Source organism: Brachybacterium rhamnosum (assembly GCF_039526185.1).
In the GTDB taxonomy this organism is placed as follows: domain Bacteria; phylum Actinomycetota; class Actinomycetes; order Actinomycetales; family Dermabacteraceae; genus Brachybacterium; species Brachybacterium rhamnosum.
In genome coordinates this window covers 161,509-179,193 of record NZ_BAAAIS010000001.1, presented here as the reverse complement: position 1 = coordinate 179,193, position 17,685 = coordinate 161,509, and the positions used below count along the sequence as shown (strand labels likewise).

Here is a 17,685-nt window from a genome sequence, read left to right as displayed (position 1 = left end):
CTGCTCGTCCGTGCGCGGCGACGATCGCATCACCGCTGCAGGCCGGTCGGCCGCGGGGCCCCGTCCCTCGCGGCATCCGGGATCGGCAGGTGCGATGAGTCGGCTCCACAGCCGTGGTCACGGCTGTGGAGCCGATCGGGGCCGCACCCCGATGTCAATCGACTCTGATGCTCTAGGCGGTCTCGCCGGGCAGCTTGTACGCGATCACGTCGACGTTCTGGATGCTCGGCTCGGTGCTGAACAGATCATCTCCCTGCGCAGCGAGTGCCTGACCGACGCCACCCGAGAGGTGGGTCTGGCGGGCCTCGTCGTCGGGGAACACGTCGAAGATCCCGAAGGTCGATGCGTCGAACTGCAGGGCGAACCAGGCCTGCGTCCCCTCCTCCTGCTCGACGATGGGGCGGGCGCTGCGGAGGAAGTCCGCGACGTCCTGCTCCTTACCCGGCTTGGCGTGAACGACGACCGACAATGCAACGTTGACCATGTTTTCCTCACTTGTCCTGGCTGAACAGCTCGACCATCGCGGCGTTGAAGGCCGGGAGATCCTCGGGCGAGCGGCTGGTGATCAGGTTCCCGTCGCGCGCCACCTCTTCGTCGACGACGTTCGCTCCGGCATTGCGCAGGTCGGTGCGGATGCTCGGGTACGAGGTCAGCGTCCGACCCTTCGCGACACCGGCCTCGACCAGCGTCCACGGTCCGTGGCAGATCGCGGCGACCGGCTTGTCGGCGACCATGATGTCGCGCACGAATCCGACGGCGTCGGCGTCCATACGCAGCTGATCGGGGTTGACCGTGCCGCCGGGAAGCAGCAGGGCGTCGTACTCGTCGGCCGAGGCGGACTTCACCAGGGCGTCGACCGAGAACGTTCCGGCCTCGTCCAGGTCGTTCTCGCGGGCCTTGATCTCGCCATCGTGCAGCGAGAGCAGCACGGTCGTGGCCCCGGCGTCCTGAAGAGCCTGTCGCGGCTGCTCGAGCTCCACGCGCTCGACGCCGTCCGCGGCCAGGATCGCGATCCGCTTGCCATGCAATTCGTCTGCCATGTTCTGCTCCGTTCTGCGAGAGATGACGGCTCGCCCGTGGGGGCGAGCCGCACGCCGTCCGTACCGGGCGGCGTGGTTCGGGTGCAGGACGACTCGGGTGCAGTCGTCATTGCGCTCATCGAGGTCCCGGCAGGTGGTGGTTGCCGATTCTCGGGCCGGGTGGTGGGGGACGGAGAAGAAGCTTCGGCCCGGAGGTCGTCGCTGACGTTCCGCCATCGACGGTGGGGCTTCTTCACCGAGGCCTGGCCGAATGTGAGCGTCTGGCCCGTCAGCCAGTGTAGACCTCGCACGTCAGCGACGGGGCGCCCGTGGCCATCTCATCCGGGACGCCGGGACGCCGGGACGCCGGGGCACGAGGACGTCGACGACGCCGCAGGACGTCCGGTCGGCGTCGTCCGAGGGTCGCCGATCTGGCGACGCAGCCTGTTCGTCCGATGCGCTCCCTGCGACGAGGTCATCGACCCCGTCGCAGCCGTCCGACGCTCACGTCCGGGAGGCGGCCTCCCGGAGCGCGGCCTCGAGGTACGGTGCCGACGCACCGGCTCCGGACGAGGCGACCTGTGCGGGCGTGCCTGAGGCGACCACCGTGCCGCCATCGTCCCCCGCCCCGGGCCCGAGGTCGATGACGTGGTCGGCCACGGCGACGATGCGCATGTCGAGCTCGACCGCGACGACGGTGTTGCCTGCGTCCACGAGGGTCTGGAGATGCGTCACGAGCCGGTCGGAATCGGCGCTGTGCAGCCCGGACGTCGGCTCGTCGAGGACGTAGAGGGTGTCACCGCGCTGGGATCGTTGGAGCTCGGAGGCGAGCTTCACCCGCTGCGCCTCGCCTCCGGACAACTCGGTGGCCGGCTGTCCGAGACGGAGATATCCGAGGCCGACGTCGACCAGCGCCGCGAGCGACCGCATGATGTCGAACTCGCCCTGGAAGAAGTCGTGGGCCTCCTCGACGCTCATGGCGAGGATCTCCGCGATGTTGCGGCCGCGCCAGGCGATCTCCAACGTGCTGGACTGGTAGCGGGTGCCGTGGCAGTCGGGGCACTCGGTGTAGACCGAGGGGAGGAAGAGCAGCTCCACCATGACGGATCCCTCGCCCTTGCAGGTCGGGCAGCGACCGCCGGTGACGTTGAAGGAGAACGTGCCCGCCTTGTACCCGCGAGCGCGAGCCTCGGGCGTCTCCGCGAACCTCCGCCTCACGTGGTCGAACAGGCCCGTATAGGTGGCGACGTTCGAGCGCGGGGTGCGCCCGATGGGCTTCTGGTCGATGCTCACGACGCGGCGCACCCCGTCGACGTCGCCGCGGATCTCTCCCTCGAGCTCGTCGGGCTCGTCCGACAGCAGGAGCTCGTCCCCTTCGGCGGCGTCAGCGTCCTCCGCCTGGTCAGCTCGTCCCTGCCGTTCGTCGAGCAGTGCGGGGAGGGCCTGGCTGACCAGGCTGGACTTGCCTGAACCCGACACTCCGGTGACGGCGGTGAACACCCCGAGCGGGAAGGAGATCGACACGTCGCGCAGGTTGTTGCGCGTGACGTGCTCGAGCTTCAGCCATCCCTGCGGCTCGCGAGGCGTCCGGTGGGGCAGGCCGCTGCCCCCGAAGACGTATCCGCGGGTGACGGACTCCTCCACCTCGGCGAGTCCTTCGTAGGGCCCGCTGTAGACGACACGCCCGCCGCGCTCACCCGCGCCGGGCCCGATGTCGACCAGCCAGTCCGCGTGCCGCATCACATCCACCGAATGCTCCACCACGAACAGGCTGTTGCCCCGGCGCTTGAGCCCGTCGAGGATGCCGAGCAGCGCGCTGACGTCCTGCGGATGAAGCCCAGCGGACGGCTCATCGAGCACATAGACCACGCCGAAAAGTTCGGAGGTCAGCTGGGTGGCGAGCCGCAGCCGCTGCAGCTCCCCGCCGGAGAGGGTGGGGGTGGTGCGGCCCAGGGACAGGTACCCCAGACCGAGATCGATGATCGGCCGCAGTCTGTTGACGAGCTCCGCGCCCAATCGTGCTGTCGCGGCCAGCTTCTCGACCGATCGGTCAGACGACATGCGTGCGTCCTCGACTACCGCGGGGGCGGATCCTCCGGCGTCGGCCCGCTGCCCGGCGTCGCGCCGGCCAGCCCGGCCACCGGTGCTGCCCGCCGACTCAGCCCCGTCGAGAGCGCTGGTGGCCCGTTCGACCGCCCGGTCGATCAGCGTCGAGAGCTCCGCGAGCGGCAGAGCGGAGAGATCGGCGATGTCGAGGCCGTCGAACGTCACGGACAGGGCCTCCGGCTTCAGCCGCTTCCCATGGCAGGCGGGGCAGGGAGCAACCGTGAGGAACTCCGCCACGCGACGCTTCATCGACCCGCTCTTGGTGTTCGCGAACGTGTCCAGGACGTACCGACGAGCTCCGACGAAGGTGCCCGAGTAACTCGGTTCCACGCCTGCCGCGGTCGCGGCCTGCGCCTCGGAGAGCGTGAGCCGCGAGTGGACCGGGACGTACGGCGTCTCGTCCGTGTAGAGGATCCAGTCCCGATCCTCCTTCGGCAGATCCTTCCAGGGCACATCGACGTCGTAGCCGAGCGCGACGAGCACATCGCGCAGCTGATGACCGTGCCAGGCCGTCGGCCAGGAGGCGATGGCCCGCTCGCGGATCGTCAGCGAAGGGTCCGGCACCATCGTGTCCTCGGTGACCTCGTACACCCGGCCGATGCCGTGGCACTCCGGGCATGCGCCCTGCACCGTGTTGGCGGAGAAGTCCTCGGCGTAGAGCATCGGCTGGTCATCGGGGTAGTGGCCGGCCCGGGAGTAGAGCATGCGCACCAGTGACGAGAGCGTGGTGATGCTGCCCACCGAGGACCGCGCACTGCGGCCCCCGCGCTGCTGCTGAAGAGCGACGGCCGGCGGCATGCCCGTGATGGAGTCGACGTCCGGGACGCCGGCCTGGTCGATCAGGCGACGAGCGTAGGGAGCGACGGACTCGAGATAACGGCGCTGGGACTCCGCGAACAGGGTTCCGAACGCCAGGGACGACTTCCCCGAGCCCGAGACCCCGGTGAACACCACCAGCGCGTCGCGAGGCACCGTCAGGTCGATGTCCTGGAGGTTGTGCTCCCGTGCGCCGAGAACCTGCACGTCGGGCTGAACGGATGTGGAGTCCGACGGTGCGGACCTGCGTGCGTCGACCATGCCAGCGACACTAGCAACGCGTTCCACCGATCGGTCGGAGCATGGCCCCGTCCTCCACGGCCCACCTGCCCGTGGCGCCTGTCGCCGCAGCGGCGGCAGGCGCCAGGGTGGAGCACGGGGCTCCGTCTGTCCTATGCTCGAAACGAGCCGAGGTCACGGGCGACGGGCATCCATATGACCGTGGCACTTCCGCGACCGGGCCATCCCCAACCGGAGGAGAACGTCATGGCAAGCAGCAACCGCGCCGTCGTGTTCCAGAACGTCAAGGACATGCGCGTTGAGACCCTCGACTTCCCGAAGCTCGAGATGCCGAACGGCAAGAGCGCCCCGCACGGCGTCATCCTCAAGATCGTCGCCACCAACATCTGCGGCTCCGACCTGCACATCTACCGCGGTTCCTTCCCCGTCCCCCAGGGCATGGTGATGGGGCACGAGATGACCGGCGAGGTCGTCGAGATCGGCTCCGACGTCGAGTTCCTCTCCGAGGGCGACCTGGTCTCGGTTCCCTTCAACGTCGCCTGCGGCCGATGCCGCAACTGTCGTGCCCGCCATACCGAGGTGTGCGAGACCGTGAACCCCGACGTGTCCTGCGGCGCCTACGGGTTCAACCTGGGCGACTTCCAGGGTGGGCAGGCGGAGTACCTGTTCGTCCCCTACGCCGACTTCCAGCTGCTCCGCTTCCCGGACAAGGACCAGGCCATGGAGAAGATCCGTGACCTCGCCCTTCTCTCGGACATCCTGCCCACCGCGTTCCACGGCCTCGTCGAGGCCGGGGCCAAGCCCGGCTCCACCGTCTACATCGCCGGCGCCGGACCTGTGGGACGCTGCGGCGCCGCGGCGGCCCGTCTTCTGGGGGCGTCCTGCATCATCGTCGGTGACTACCACCAGGACCGGCTGGACCTGATGAAGAACAACGGCTGCGAGACCATCGACCTGAACCAGGACGTGCCGCTGACCGATCAGATCGAGGCCATCCTCGGCGAGCCCATGGTGGACTGCGCCGTCGACTACGTCGGCAACGAGGCACACGGGATCGGCCGCGAGGCCGAGGACATGAGCCCGGCCCACGCCATCAACCAGGTCATCGACGCCACCCGCGCAGGCGGTGCCACCGGCATCGTCGGCGTCTACGGCCCCGACCCGCTGGCCTCCTCCAAGGCCGAGCAGGAGGGCACCTTCTCGATCGACTTCGGCAAGGCGTGGATCAAGTCGCCTCGGATCTCCGGCGGCCAGGCCCCGATCATGCACTACAACCGTGAGCTGATGATGTCGATCCTCTGGGACCGCATGCCCTACCTCAGCGACATGCTCAACACCAAGGTCATCAGCCTCGACGAGGCCCCCGACGCCTACGCGGCGTTCGACACCGGTGTCTCGGAGAAGTTCATCATCGATCCCCACGGCATGATCCCCGCCTGATCCCAGGCCGTCGTGCACCCGGCCCGCGATCGTCACTCCAGCGGCGGTCGCGGGCCGGTTCTGTGCACGGATCCTTCGCCGATCCCGTCCTGGACGATGCCCGGGGCGGGCCCGGCGCCGGTGGGGCCGGCATGCCGGAGCCCAGCGGCGGTGACGAGTGCGCAGGGGGTGTGATCGGGGGAGACGGGGGCAGGTCGCTGCGACGCTCCTGACGCCCCCACCTCCCGATCCCGGTCGCCTCGCGGGGCGAGGGGGACGATCACTGGTGCCAGGGCCGTCGGCGCGCCCACGTCGCGGAGGGGCCGGTGTCACCGGCGCCGGTCCTGGCGGGGAGCTCCAGCGGGGGTGTCACGCGGACGAGCGCCGGTCCACCACGGGGCCGGCGCGGAGAAGGTCCGAGGGGACCGCAGCGACATCGCCCACGGCGGGGCCGTCGGGATGCGCCGCGGCGCCGCCCGGCACGTCACGATCACCCTGACGCGGATCGAGCGCTTCTGCGAGAGCATCGCCGACGCCCGCGCCGGACGCCCGGCGAGATCGTGTGCTCCGAGGCCCCGACGGCGGTCGATGAGCCGGAGTCCGCCGCTGTCGATCGAGCCGTTGCGGGGAGCCCGGCGTATGCGCGTCATGACAGCAGCCATCGCCGGGATCGAGCGGACCTCCGACCGGCGCCGATGCCGGGCACACCTGGGTCGGTCGACCCCCATCGGGGAGACAGACCGTCCTGCACCCGGTCGCGGCCCGGCACCTCGTCGTGCAGCACGCTCGTCCCTTGTTCTGCCCGACGCCTCGAGGGGGAGTGGACGGGTGCTGGTGGGCCAGCGCGGCGTCGGGACCCGATCACCGTCCGGCACGCCCTCCGGGGCTGAGCGCCATGTGGAGCTCTGCGCCACGGGGCAATCGTCTGCGGCATCAGTCCACCGCACCCGGGGAGGGGACAGGGTCCGGGCGTGCCGTCACCTGCCCCCTCACCACCGGATGCGGTGGGCGGTGGTCACCGGATGGCGGAGCGGATGGCGGCGGCCGCGGCGGCGACGTCCGATGCGCTGTAGATGGCGCTGCCCGCGACGGCCACGTCTGCTCCCGCCTGCTGGACGGCCTCGACAGAGTCCGCACTGACGCCGCCGGCGACGGAGAACGGGACCTCGGCGGCCTCGCCGGCGGCGAGCAGGGCGTCGAGGCTGTAGCCGTCCTCCGCCTGCTCGTCGAGGCCGGCGTGCATCTCCACGAAGACGGCGCCGAGGGCGACGACCTCTCGGGCCCGTGCGGCCTTGTCGGACACGCCGATCAGATCGACGACGACGCCCTTGCCGTGCTTGGTCGCCGCGGCGACCGCTCCGGCGATCGTGCTGTCACCGGCGACGCCGAGGACGGTGACGAGATCGGCTCCGGCGGAGAAGGCGATGTCAGCTTCCAGCTCTCCGGCATCCATGGTCTTGAGATCGGCGAAGACGGTCTTGTCGGGGTGGGCGGCCTTGACCGCCGTGATCGCCGCGAGGCCCTCGCTCTTGATCAGAGGGGTGCCCAGCTCGAGGATGTCGACGTAGGGGGCGGCCTTCGCGGCGAGGTCGAGGGCGGACTCGGTGGTCAGGGTGTCCATGGCGAACTGCAGTCGCATGTCAGGGTGTCTCTTTCTCGTGGTGGTGTCGATGGTGGAACGGGGAAGAAAGGTCATTCGAGGTTGGCATGACGTGGCCAGAGCGCATCCGCGCTCTGTCCGCTCTTCTGCCACAGGACGTCGAAGAGAGCGTCGCCGACGAGGACGAGGAGCTGCTCGAAGAGGCTGCCTGCGTACTGGGCCGACTGCTGCTCGGACCGGTCCGTCTTCGTCGCCGCCCGGATGACCAGGACGGCGTGGGACAGCTGAGCAAGCGGTGACTCGGGGTCGGTCGTGATCCCGATGACGCGGGCACCGACGGATCGCGCCGTCTCGGCCGCGCTCACCACCCCCGAGGTCGTGCCGGAACCGCTGGCGGTCAGGAGCAGGTCGCCCTCTCCGATCGCCGGGGTCGTCGTCTCACCGACGACGTGGACCTGCAGCCCGAGATGCATGAGGCGCATGGCCGTCATCCGCAGCGCGAGCCCGGACCGTCCAGCGCCGTGGACGAAGACTCGCCGGGCGTCCGCTGTCAGCTCGACGGCGGCCGCGAGCGCGGGCGCGTCGGGAAGGGCAGCTGCCCCCTCGATCTCGTTGACGATCCGCGCCAGCGAATCCTGGATACCTCGTTCTTCCATGTCGACCAGCATGGACCGGCCCGCGGCGCTCCACTGCTGCCCGATGAGCGGGGCGCCCCGTTCGATCGGGTGGGCCTCCCAGGTCGGGCTAGAGTAGCGGAGTGAGCGACCTCCCGACCCCGCTGGAACGTGCCCGCTCCCTGTCGCGGGACCGTGCCCTGACCGAGCAGGCCGATCAGCATGCGATCACCCTCGAATCGATCCTCGCCGTGCTCCGCTCCGGCCGACTCGCGGATGCGGCCGCGCGCAGGGAGGCCACGGAGATCGCCTCCTCCGCGCTCATCCGTGCTCGTTCGGTCCATGAGCAGCAGGAGAGCGTGCTCGAGCCGGTGGCGGAGGCGTTCTCGCGCCTGCGCACCGAACTGCGTCCTCTGATCCGCTCCGGGCCGTTGCAGGTCCAGTTCGCAGAGCCTCCTGCGCGAGGACGGGCGCTGCCGGGCCCGGTCGCTCGGGAGGCCCGCGCCATCTCCCGCACAGCAGTGCTCTCGCTCATGGACCGCGCGGACGCTGCACGCGCCCGGGTCGGCTGGGACTGCGATGGCCGCAACCTGCTGATGGAGGTCCGTGACGACGGGGGAATCGCGGTGACGGCGCACGACGACTCCTTGCGTCCGATCGTGGAGCGGGTGGCGGCGCTCGACGGAACCATGGACGTGGAGACGACTCCGGGCTGGGGGACGACGCTGCGGATCGAGATCCCGCTGGACCCACCCAGCGCAGCGCTCACCGTGGAGGGCGCCGAGGAGCTCACCGACCGCGAGAAGCAGGTGCTGCGCCTGGTCGCGACCGGGATCTCGAACCAGCGCATCGGCGATCAGCTCGGGATCACGGCCAACACCGTGAAGTACCACGTGGCCAACCTGCTGCGGAAATACGGTGCCCGCACGCGCGCCGAGCTCGCAAGCATCGCTCACTCCCATGATGCGCACTCTCCGAGCGCCCAGACTCGATAGCGGGCCTCGGTCCGGACGTCGGCAGCGGTGTCGCACCCGCTGCGCTGCGAGCCTCATGACCGTGACCTCGAAGAGCTGGTGGCCGGCGGTGAAGGCGATGCCGCACGGTGTCCATGACCAGCCCGACGCGAGAGCGGTGAGCGCGCAGCTGTGACTCATACGCGCTGGCACCGCCCGCGTCCCACCGTGTTCTGGGTACGCGGATCGGCCTCAGGCCTTCGCCGCCTGGGTGCGGCTCCCGCGACGGCTGGATTCCAGCATCTCGGTCAGTGAGCGCGCGTCATAGCTGCCCACCATCCGGCAGCCGTCGACGAAGAACGTCGGGGTCATCTTGGCGCCGCTCGCCTCCGCGCTCGCGATGTCCCGCTGCACCCTCGCAGCAACCTCGTCGCTGTCGAGATCCTCGATGAACGCCTCGACATCGAGTCCCAGCTCCGCCGCGTAGCCGATGAGATCCTCCCGCTCGAGCGCGTCCTGCCGAGTGAAGACGAAGTCGAGCCACGGCCAGAACATCTCCTGCTTCGCGGCCGCCTCGGCGGCCCGTGCGGCGAGGGGGCCGTGAGGATGGTGAGGCAGATGCCGCACGACGTAGCGCAGATCGTCACCGAAGCGCCCGTGCAGGTCTTCCCATGAGCCAGTGGCGTGCGCGCAGTACTCGCACTCGAAGTCCACGAACTCCACGAGGGTGAGCCGGGCGTCCTCCGGTCCGCGGATGTGATCCACCTCGGGGTCCACCGGGGAGTCGAGCGTCATCGGGAGATCCGCCGTCTCCTCTCCCCACCGACGGGCCGCCACCTTGAAGATCGACCAGCCCAGAACAGTGGCGAGCACCATCGCCACGAGCACGCCCAGCGTCGCCTGGCGCCCCAGATCCGAGGAGGAGTCGAAAGCGAGGCTGATGACCAGCAGCGACACGGTGAAACCGATGCCCGAAAGTGCTGCCCCGCCGAACACGCTGCCCATTCCGACCCCCTCCGGAAGTCGACCTGCGCCCATCCGAACGGCGAGGAGCGTCGCGATCCCGATTCCGAGGAGCTTGCCGAGCACGAGCCCCGCGATGACGCCCCACGTCACAGGCGAGCCCAGCGAGTCGGCCACCACCCCGCCGCCCAGGTTCACCCCGGCATTGGCGAGTGCGAAGATCGGCACGACGAGCAATGCCGTGGGGAGACGGAGGTACTCGTGCAACCGCTCGTTGACCGATACGCCCTTGGACAGCCCCCGTCCCACAGCTCGCGCCGAGGAAGCGCTCGGGGATTGCCAGAAGTCGCGGAACAGCTGCCGGGCGGCGACCACCTCCTGCCGTTGCGTCGGGTAGGCGGGGATCAGAAGGCCGGCGATCATGCCCGTCAGCGAGGCGTGGATGCCGGAGGAAAGAGTCGCCAGCCACAGCACGATGACGATCCCGACGTACGGAGCGGCACTCCACTGCCGGGAACGGCCCACCAGCCACAGGGCGACGAGGCAGCCGAGAGCGAGCAGCAGCGGGGCGAGGTGGATCTCGTCGCTGTAGAACACCCCGATGATCGACACCGCGAGGAAGTCGTCGACCACCGTGAGGGTCAGGAGGAAGACGCGCAGCTGCCCGGAGAGCCGGGGGCCGACGATCGCGAGAGCGCCGAGCATGAACGCTGTGTCCGTGCCGACGACGGCCCCCCACCCCCGAAGCCCCTCGCCACCGGACGCGCCGACGACCAGGACGTACACCAGCGCAGGCAAGGCCACCCCGGAGATGCCCGCGATCACTGCCAGGCGTGCGCGACTGCTGTCCCGGAGGGCCCCGTGCGCGAACTCCTGGCGCACCTCGAGTCCCACGACGAAGAAGAACACGACCATCAGTCCGTCGTTGATCCAGTGGTGCAGATCCAGATGCAGGCCGAACGGGCCGACGTCGATCCCGACGCTCTGCTGCCACAGCTCGTCATAGGACGAGGACAGGGGCGAGTTCGCCCAGAGGAGGGCGAAGGCCGTGACGACGATGAGCACCACGGCCGAGCCCGACTCCGTGCGGAGTCGTCCGGCGATGCCGCGCGGGGGCGCGGATTCATGGGGCACGGCTCGATTATGACGGAGCATGGGTGCCCCGTGCAGTTCGCGGTCGTACCGAATGTCTCGACGTGGCGGGTGTCCGAGGGCTGGGGCGCGCCAGGGCCGCGTCGGCGGCGACGAGACGCGAGACCCGAGAACGCGCAAGAGTGGCCTGCGTCACATCGCTCGACGGCGGGAATGATGGCGACCACCGCGCAGTTGAGTCTGTTGAACTCAAGTTCGATGAGCGACTGATTGACAACCGCGATCGGGCGTCATGTACTTGAGCTGTAGTCACTCAATCGTGCCGCCGGCCAGGCGGCCGGCGGAGCCGCGGACCCCGCGGCCAGTCGAACCACCGCGGCGCCAACGCCGCAGAAGGGCAGGCACACATGTCCCGTGTCGTCGGAATCGATCTCGGCACCACCAACTCCGTCGTCTCCGTCCTCGAGGGCGGGCAGCCGACGGTCATCGCGAACGCCGAGGGCGCTCGCACCACCCCGTCCGTCGTCGCCTTCTCCAAGCAGGGCGAGGTGCTCGTCGGCGAGGTCGCCAAGCGTCAGGCCGTCACGAACGTCGACCGCACGATCGCCTCGGTCAAGCGCCACATGGGCACCGACTGGACCGTGGAGATCGACGGCAAGAAGTACACCCCGCAGGAGATCAGCGCCCGCATCCTCGGCAAGCTGAAGAAGGACGCCGAGTCCTATCTCGGTGAGCCCGTCACCGACGCCGTCATCACGGTGCCGGCGTACTTCAGCGACTCCGAGCGTCAGGCCACGAAGGACGCCGGCACGATCGCCGGCCTCAACGTCCTGCGCATCATCAACGAGCCCACCGCCGCGGCCCTCGCCTACGGCCTCGAGAAGGGCCAGGACGACGAGCAGATCCTCGTCTTCGACCTCGGCGGCGGCACCTTCGACGTGTCCCTCCTCGAGGTGAGCAAGGACGAGGACGGCTCGGCCATCCAGGTCCAGGCCACCGCGGGCGACAACCGCCTCGGCGGCGACGACTGGGACCAGAAGATCGTCGACTGGCTCATCTCCCAGGTGAAGTCGAAGGACGGCGTGGACCTCTCCAAGGACCGCATCGCCCTGCAGCGCCTCAAGGAGGCCGCCGAGCAGGCGAAGAAGGAGCTCTCCTCCTCGACCTCCACGTCGATCTCGCTGCAGTACCTCTCCATGTCGGAGAACGGCCCGCTGCACCTGGACGAGAAGCTCACCCGGGCGCAGTTCGAGGACATGACCAAGGATCTCCTAGAGCGCACCAAGGCGCCCTTCCACCAGGTGATCAAGGACGCCGGCGTGAAGGTCTCCGACATCGACCACGTGGTCCTCGTGGGCGGCTCGACCCGCATGCCCGCGGTCTCCGAGGTCGTCAAGGAGCTCACCGGCAAGGAGCCCAACAAGGGCGTCAACCCGGACGAGGTGGTCGCCGTCGGCGCCGCCCTCCAGGCGGCCGTGATCAAGGGCGAGCGCAAGGACGTCCTGCTCATGGACGTCACCCCGCTCTCCCTCGGCATCGAGACCAAGGGCGGCGTGATGACCAAGCTCATCGAGCGCAACGCGGCCATCCCGACGAAGACCTCCGAGGTGTTCTCGACCGCGGAGGACAACCAGCCCTCCGTCGCGATCCAGGTGTTCCAGGGCGAGCGTCAGTTCACCCGTGACAACAAGCTCCTCGGGACCTTCGAGCTGACCGGCATCGCGCCGGCCCCGCGCGGGATCCCGCAGATCGAGGTCACCTTCGACATCGACTCCAACGGCATCGTGCACGTCACCGCCAAGGACCGCGGCACCGGCAACGAGCAGTCCATCCAGATCACCGGCGGATCCGCCCTCTCCAAGGACGACATCGACCGGATGGTGAAGGACGCCGAGGCCCACGCCGCGGAGGACGAGGAGCGTCGCAAGAACGCCGACGCCCGCAACACGCTCGAGCAGCTGACGTACCAGGGCGACAAGCTCCTGGCCGACAACGCCGACAAGATCTCCGACGCGGACCGCACGCAGGCCGAGGACGCCATCAAGGCGGGCAAGGAGCTGCTGGCCACCGAGGACGCCTCCACCGAGGACCTCGAGGCCAAGCGCGACGCGCTCAACGAGGCCCTGCAGGCCGTGGGCACCGCGATCTACGCCCAGCAGGGCGACGCCGCGGGCGCCGAGGGCGCCGAGGGCACCGCCGACGACGCCTCCTCCTCGGACGAGGACGTCGTGGACGCGGAGATCGTGGACGAGGACGAGGAGAAGAAGTGATGACCGAGGACCGGAGCACCCCCGACGACGCGCAGCGGCCCGAGGGCGAGCCGAGGTTCTCCTTCACCGACAAGCGCAAGGTCGACCCGCAGGACGGCAGCGTCCGTCCTGCGGGGGAGGCCCCCGCCGCCCAGGAGCCGCAGGACGAGGCCGTCGACCCGATCGACGCCGAGGCCGCGCAGCTCTTCGAGGAGGCCGCCGCCTCCGAGGCCGACGGGCGGGTCGCCGAGCTCGAGGCGCAGGTCGCGTCGCTGACCGACCAGCTCAAGCGCGAGCAGGCGGAGTACGTCAACTCCCGTCGTCGCATCGAGCAGGCCGCGGAGACGGCGAAGGAGGCGGCGGCGAGCCGCGTCCTCGCCTCGCTCATCGGCGTGCTCGACGACATCGAGCTGGGACGGCAGCACGGCGACATCGCCGAGGGCACCCCGTTCCACTCGATCGCCGGGAAGCTCCAGGAGACGCTGCGCTCGCAGGGTCTCGAGAGCTTCGGCGCGGTGGGCGACGAGTTCGACCCGTCCCTCCACGAGGCCCTGATGCACCAGGACTCCGAGGAGGCCACCTCCACCACGGTGACGATGGTCATGCAGCCCGGGTACACGGTGGGCGGTCGCGTCGTGCGGCCGGCCCGCGTGGCCACTCAGGGCCCCGCCTGACCCTCGCCCCCTCCCCGGCCGTGGGGTCCGTCGGACCCCCTCCGACGGGCCCCACGGCCAGGCCCTTCCCGTCGTGACCCCGTGCCACGACCCTCCCCATCGACGCTCCCCGGAAGGAGGCGCGACACATGTCCGGACAGGACTGGATCGACAAGGACTTCTACGCGGTCCTCGGCGTCTCGAAGGACGCCGATGCCGCGGCGATCAAGAAGGCGTACCGGAAGAAGGCCAAGGAGCTGCACCCGGACCGCCACCCTGATGACCCCACGGCCGAGGACCGCTTCAAGGCGGTCGGCGAGGCCTACGCGGTGCTCAACGACCCCGAGCAGCGGCAGCAGTACGACGCGATCCGCGCGATGGGCTCGGGCGGCGCGCGGTTCTCCGCCGGGCAGGGCGGCGCCTCGGGCGCCGGCTTCGACGACGTCTTCTCCGCCATGTTCGGCGGGGCGGGCGGCCGCGCCGGCGGCTTCGCCGGCGCCGGGGGCGGTGGTGCGAACCCCGATCTCGACGACATCCTGCGGATGTTCAACCAGGGCGGCGGCGCGGGCGGGCCCGCGGGCTTCTCCGCCGGCCCCCGGGCCGGCGAGGACGTCACGGCGCGCATCCGCATCACCTTCCGCCAGGCCGCGCTCGGCACCGAGGTGACGGTGAGCGTCGAGGGCCGGTCGGTGACCGCCCGGATCCCCGAGGGGGTCCACGACGGCCAGAAGATCCGCCTGCGCGGCAAGGGCCGGCCCGGCCAGGGCGGCGGTCCCGCGGGCGACCTCCTGCTCCTGCTCGAGGTGGACCCCCACCCCGTGTGGTCCATGGACGGGAGGAACCTGCGTCTCACGGTCCCCGTCGCCTTCGACGAGGCCGTGCTCGGCACGACGCTCGAGGTGCCGCTGCTCGACGGCGGCAGCGTGCGCATGAAGGTCCCCGCGGGCACGCCCTCGGGTCGCGTGCTGCGCGCCCGGGGCAAGGGCCTCGCGACGTCCAAGGGCACCGGCGACCTGCTGGTGACCCTCGAGGTCGCCGTCCCCTCGCACGTCGAGGGCGCGGCGAAGCAGGCCGTCGAGGACTTCCGTGCGGCCCGCGGCGACGAGAATCCGCGCGCCGGCCTGGCCGAGGCCGCCGCGCGCTGACATCCCGACGGGCCCGCCCACGCGGCGGGCCGTCGGATCACCCAGGGAAGGAGCGGCGCATGGCACCGCAGCAGCGTCTCGACGAACGGGCTCCCGTCTTCGTCATCTCCGTCGCGGCGGAGCTCTCCGGCATGCACCCGCAGACCCTGCGCCAGTACGACCGCCTGGGGCTCGTCTCCCCGCAGCGCACGAGCGGGCGCGGCCGCCGCTACAGCGCGCGGGACGTGGCGAACCTGCGCGAGGTCCAGCGGCTCTCCCAGGAGGAGGGCATCAATCTCGCGGGCATCAAGCGCATCCTCGAGCTGCAGGACGAGGTCGGGGCGCTGCAGGAGCAGCTGGACCGCGTGAGCGAGGCGCTCGCCGCGATGACGCCGAGCGACCGTCGGCGCGTGTTCTCCGCCGACAGGACCGGTGAGGTCAGCGCGCTGCGGCGCGGGGAGCGTCCGGGGCGCCGCCAGTCCGGCGCGCTCGTGCTGTGGCGCCCACCCCGGCGCGGCGGCGGGGCGTGACGCCCGCGGCGTCGTAGATCGCCGCGAGCCGCTCCGCGACCCGGTCGAGGTCGACGTCCTCCGCGGCCGCGCGACCCGCCGCGCGGAGATCCGCGAGCTCCCCGTCCAGCAGCGCCCGCAGCTTCCGCGCGGTCGCCGCGACGAAGACGGGGCCCTCGCCGGTCACCTGGTGGGTGACCTCGCCGTCGGGGAACTGGTCGCGGTACAGGGGGATGCCGCGCACGAGCACGGGAGCGCCGCACGCGAGCGCCTCGAGCAGCACGATCCCCTCGGTCTCCTCCGTGGTGAGGAAGCAGAAGGCGTCCGCCCCGCAGTAGGCGTCACGGAGCTCGGGGGCCTGCACGTAGCCCGGGAAGAGGGCGTTCGGGGGAGCGCCCGCGAGGGCCCGGCGCACGGCGGCGGTGAGCATCCGGGGGTCCGTGCGGCCGTACCAGACGAAGGTGGTGCCGGGCATGGACCGGGCGAGCTCCACCCAGTCCACGATGCCCTTGCGCACGAGCTGCATGCCGACGCTCACGACGACCTCCGCCTCCGGGGCGAGGCCCAGGCTCTCGCGGAGCCGCCCACGGGCCGACGGGTCCGGGCGGAAGAAGGACGTGTCCACGCCGTTGGAGAGCACGTGTATCGGTGCCCGCAGACCGTACTTCGGCGCGGAGATGAGCTCGCGCGCGTAGCCGCTCGGCGTCACGACCGCGTCGCCGCGGCGGTACAGGTAAGCGATCCAGCGACGGAACAGCGGTGCGACCGCGTTCGCCCCGGTGAAGGAGTCGCGGAAGTCGTCCTCCGTGGAGTGCGCCCACATGAGCACGGGCCGGCGCCGCAGCCGCGCCCAGCGGGCGAGCAGCGGGGTGTCCGGGAAGGGGGTGTTCAGGTGCACCACGTCGAAGTCGTCCAGCGGGCTGCGGACGACCTCGTGGCCGAGCGACCGGATGACCTTCTCCTGGTGCCGGATCGCGGCGCCGATCCCGGACTCGCGGGCCAGCTGGTCCATGCCGCGGGGGACGAGCACCCGCAGCCGCGGGGCAGGGACGGGGGCGGGGCCGCTCATGCGGCGAGGGGCTCGAGCGCGAGGACCCGCAGCGGGGAGCGCCGCTCGATCGCCGAGCGGTACACGGACAGCACCGAGGAGCCGAAGGCCCGCGAGCCGAAGGTCGCGTGGACGTGGGCGACACCCTCGTGGGACATGGCCGCGCGCAGCAGGTCGTCGCCGAGCATCTGGTCGAGGTGGGCGGCGAAGTCCGCCGCGCCGTCGTACTGCCAGCCGGTGCGGCCGTCGACGACCACGCGGGCCAGGGACGGGTCGCGGCGGCAGAGCAGCGGCAGGCCGCAGGCCATCGCCTCGATGAAGGTGAGGCCCTGGGTCTCGGAGAGCGAGGCGGAGACGAAGAGGTCACCGATCCGGTACCAGCGCTGGACCTCGGCGGGGTCCACGACGCCGGCGAAGACGACCCGGTCGCTCACGCCGCGCGCGGCGGCATGGGCGACGAGCTCCTCGCGGTACGGGCCGTCGCCCACGAGCACGAGCACGCTGTCCTCGCGGCCCGCGCCGGCGACCAGGTCAATCACCTCGTCGAGGTTCTTCTCCTTCGCCAGGCGCGCCACGGAGAGCAGCACCCGCTGGTCGGACCGGATGCCGAGGCCCGCGCGGAGCTCGGCCGCGTCCCGCAGCTCGGCCTCCGTGCGGGCCGGGCGGAAGCGGTCGAGGTCCAGCCCCGTGGGGATGACGTACTGCGGGCGGGTCACGCCGTAGCCGGCGAGCAGCCGGGCGACCTTCTCGGTGGGCACGACGACCGCGTCGGTGCCGTCGAGCACGCGACGGGAGAAGGTCGCGACGACCTTCCGGCCCACGGTGCGGCTCGGGGAGTAGTAGTGCGTGTAGTCCTCGTAGATCGTGTGGTACGTGTGCACGATCGGCACGTCGAGCGCGCGGGCGATCTTGCGGGCCCACATGTGGGAGGAGAACTCGCAGTGCGAGTGGATGACGTCCGGGTGCCAGCGGAGGATCTCGCGGAGCACGCGCTTCGAGGCGGGCATGCCGATCCGGGCGCGGTCGTAGACCATGCCCGCGGAGACGGAGCCGATCCGGTACACGCCGTCCTCGTTGCGGGTGCGCAGGCCGGAGGCGAGGGTCAGCACCCGCACGTCGCAGCCCAGCGCGATCAGCTCGCGGCGCAGGGTGGCGACCGAGGCCACCACGCCGTTGACCACGGGCTCCCACCAGTCGGTGGTCAGCAGGACCCGCAGCGGCCGGCCCGAGCCGGTCGTCCGTTCCGCATGTCGCTTCCTCATCACGTGCACCCCCCGAGC

Annotated in this window: 14 protein-coding genes; 6 read left to right on the top strand and 8 right to left on the bottom strand. The window is 70.7% G+C overall.

Annotation, left to right across the window (positions count from 1 at the left end; genetic code table 11):
- Positions 1–172: 172 nt before the first annotated feature.
- The 3 genes from ABD080_RS00845 to ABD080_RS00835 form a co-directional block, all read right to left on the bottom strand.
- Positions 173–484 carry a putative quinol monooxygenase gene (locus ABD080_RS00845; protein WP_343903330.1) on the bottom strand — a complete coding sequence of 104 codons (312 nt, stop codon included), beginning with the start codon at positions 482–484 and terminating at the stop codon, positions 173–175.
- A gap of 7 nt (positions 485–491) precedes the next feature.
- Entirely contained in the window at positions 492–1,040 is a 549-nt protein-coding gene (locus ABD080_RS00840; protein WP_137771137.1) for a type 1 glutamine amidotransferase domain-containing protein, read from the bottom strand.
- Between the two features lie 483 nt (positions 1,041–1,523).
- Entirely contained in the window at positions 1,524–4,202 is a 2,679-nt protein-coding gene (locus ABD080_RS00835) for an excinuclease ABC subunit UvrA (RefSeq protein WP_343903329.1), read from the bottom strand.
- Between the two features lie 225 nt (positions 4,203–4,427).
- Between ABD080_RS00835 and ABD080_RS00830 the strand changes: the two genes are divergently transcribed.
- A complete protein-coding gene (locus ABD080_RS00830) occupies positions 4,428–5,621 on the top strand; it encodes an alcohol dehydrogenase catalytic domain-containing protein (protein WP_343903328.1) in 1,194 nt (397 codons plus the stop codon).
- A 994-nt stretch (positions 5,622–6,615) separates the two neighbouring features.
- Here ABD080_RS00830 and hxlA read toward each other — a convergent pair.
- Together hxlA and hxlB are read right to left on the bottom strand one after the other, a co-directional pair.
- Positions 6,616–7,239, bottom strand: coding sequence for a 3-hexulose-6-phosphate synthase (gene hxlA, locus ABD080_RS00825; RefSeq protein ID WP_137771134.1), 624 nt, complete (start codon positions 7,237–7,239; stop codon positions 6,616–6,618).
- A 53-nt stretch (positions 7,240–7,292) separates the two neighbouring features.
- A complete protein-coding gene (gene hxlB / locus ABD080_RS00820; protein WP_370297002.1) occupies positions 7,293–7,868 on the bottom strand; it encodes a 6-phospho-3-hexuloisomerase in 576 nt (191 codons plus the stop codon).
- An 89-nt stretch (positions 7,869–7,957) separates the two neighbouring features.
- On the opposite strand from hxlB, the gene ABD080_RS00815 reads away from it, so the two are divergent.
- Entirely contained in the window at positions 7,958–8,809 is an 852-nt protein-coding gene (locus ABD080_RS00815; protein ID WP_137771133.1) for a helix-turn-helix transcriptional regulator, read from the top strand.
- A 210-nt stretch (positions 8,810–9,019) separates the two neighbouring features.
- Here ABD080_RS00815 and nhaA read toward each other — a convergent pair whose 3' ends face one another.
- Positions 9,020–10,864, bottom strand: coding sequence for a Na+/H+ antiporter NhaA (nhaA, locus tag ABD080_RS00805; protein WP_425546101.1), 1,845 nt, complete (start codon positions 10,862–10,864; stop codon positions 9,020–9,022).
- 365 nt (positions 10,865–11,229) lie between these two features.
- Between nhaA and dnaK the strand changes: the two genes are divergently transcribed.
- From dnaK to ABD080_RS00785, 4 genes are all read left to right on the top strand, one after another.
- Positions 11,230–13,092 (top strand): molecular chaperone DnaK, encoded by a 1,863-nt coding sequence (gene dnaK, locus ABD080_RS00800; RefSeq protein ID WP_137771131.1) that lies wholly within the window; start codon positions 11,230–11,232, stop codon positions 13,090–13,092.
- Positions 13,092–13,745, top strand: coding sequence for a nucleotide exchange factor GrpE (locus ABD080_RS00795; RefSeq protein ID WP_137771130.1), 654 nt, complete (start codon positions 13,092–13,094; stop codon positions 13,743–13,745). Before dnaK ends, ABD080_RS00795 begins: the two co-directional genes overlap by 1 nt.
- Before the next feature lie 128 nt (positions 13,746–13,873).
- A complete protein-coding gene (locus ABD080_RS00790) occupies positions 13,874–14,869 on the top strand; it encodes a DnaJ C-terminal domain-containing protein (RefSeq protein ID WP_343903327.1) in 996 nt (331 codons plus the stop codon).
- A 59-nt stretch (positions 14,870–14,928) separates the two neighbouring features.
- The gene (locus tag ABD080_RS00785) at positions 14,929–15,378 is read left to right on the top strand and encodes a heat shock protein transcriptional repressor HspR (RefSeq protein ID WP_137771128.1); all 450 of its coding nucleotides are present in this window, start codon (positions 14,929–14,931) and stop codon (positions 15,376–15,378) included.
- On the opposite strand, the gene ABD080_RS00780 is transcribed toward ABD080_RS00785, so the two are convergent.
- A complete protein-coding gene (locus ABD080_RS00780) occupies positions 15,287–16,426 on the bottom strand; it encodes a glycosyltransferase family 4 protein (RefSeq protein WP_343903326.1) in 1,140 nt (379 codons plus the stop codon). The genes ABD080_RS00785 and ABD080_RS00780 overlap by 92 nt on opposite strands.
- Positions 16,423–17,667 (bottom strand): glycosyltransferase family 4 protein, encoded by a 1,245-nt coding sequence (locus tag ABD080_RS00775; RefSeq protein ID WP_343903325.1) that lies wholly within the window; start codon positions 17,665–17,667, stop codon positions 16,423–16,425. Before ABD080_RS00775 ends, ABD080_RS00780 begins: the two co-directional genes overlap by 4 nt.
- Between the last annotated feature and the right edge of the window lie 18 nt (positions 17,668–17,685).

What these genes read in the sequence shown, in the direction of transcription:
- ABD080_RS00840 (WP_137771137.1), bottom strand. Translation starts at nt 1,040, where the DNA reads ATGGCAGACGAATTGCATGGCAAGCGGATCGCGATCCTGGCCGCGGAC.
- dnaK (WP_137771131.1), top strand. Translation starts at nt 11,230, where the DNA reads ATGTCCCGTGTCGTCGGAATCGATCTCGGCACCACCAACTCCGTCGTC.
- ABD080_RS00845 (WP_343903330.1), bottom strand. Translation starts at nt 484, where the DNA reads ATGGTCAACGTTGCATTGTCGGTCGTCGTTCACGCCAAGCCGGGTAAG.
- ABD080_RS00775 (WP_343903325.1), bottom strand. Translation starts at nt 17,667, where the DNA reads ATGAGGAAGCGACATGCGGAACGGACGACCGGCTCGGGCCGGCCGCTG.
- ABD080_RS00830 (WP_343903328.1), top strand. Translation starts at nt 4,428, where the DNA reads ATGGCAAGCAGCAACCGCGCCGTCGTGTTCCAGAACGTCAAGGACATG.
- hxlA (WP_137771134.1), bottom strand. Translation starts at nt 7,239, where the DNA reads ATGCGACTGCAGTTCGCCATGGACACCCTGACCACCGAGTCCGCCCTC.
- ABD080_RS00835 (WP_343903329.1), bottom strand. Translation starts at nt 4,202, where the DNA reads ATGGTCGACGCACGCAGGTCCGCACCGTCGGACTCCACATCCGTTCAG.
- hxlB (WP_370297002.1), bottom strand. Translation starts at nt 7,868, where the DNA reads ATGCTGGTCGACATGGAAGAACGAGGTATCCAGGATTCGCTGGCGCGG.
- ABD080_RS00785 (WP_137771128.1), top strand. Translation starts at nt 14,929, where the DNA reads ATGGCACCGCAGCAGCGTCTCGACGAACGGGCTCCCGTCTTCGTCATC.
- ABD080_RS00780 (WP_343903326.1), bottom strand. Translation starts at nt 16,426, where the DNA reads ATGAGCGGCCCCGCCCCCGTCCCTGCCCCGCGGCTGCGGGTGCTCGTC.
- ABD080_RS00790 (WP_343903327.1), top strand. Translation starts at nt 13,874, where the DNA reads ATGTCCGGACAGGACTGGATCGACAAGGACTTCTACGCGGTCCTCGGC.
- ABD080_RS00795 (WP_137771130.1), top strand. Translation starts at nt 13,092, where the DNA reads ATGACCGAGGACCGGAGCACCCCCGACGACGCGCAGCGGCCCGAGGGC.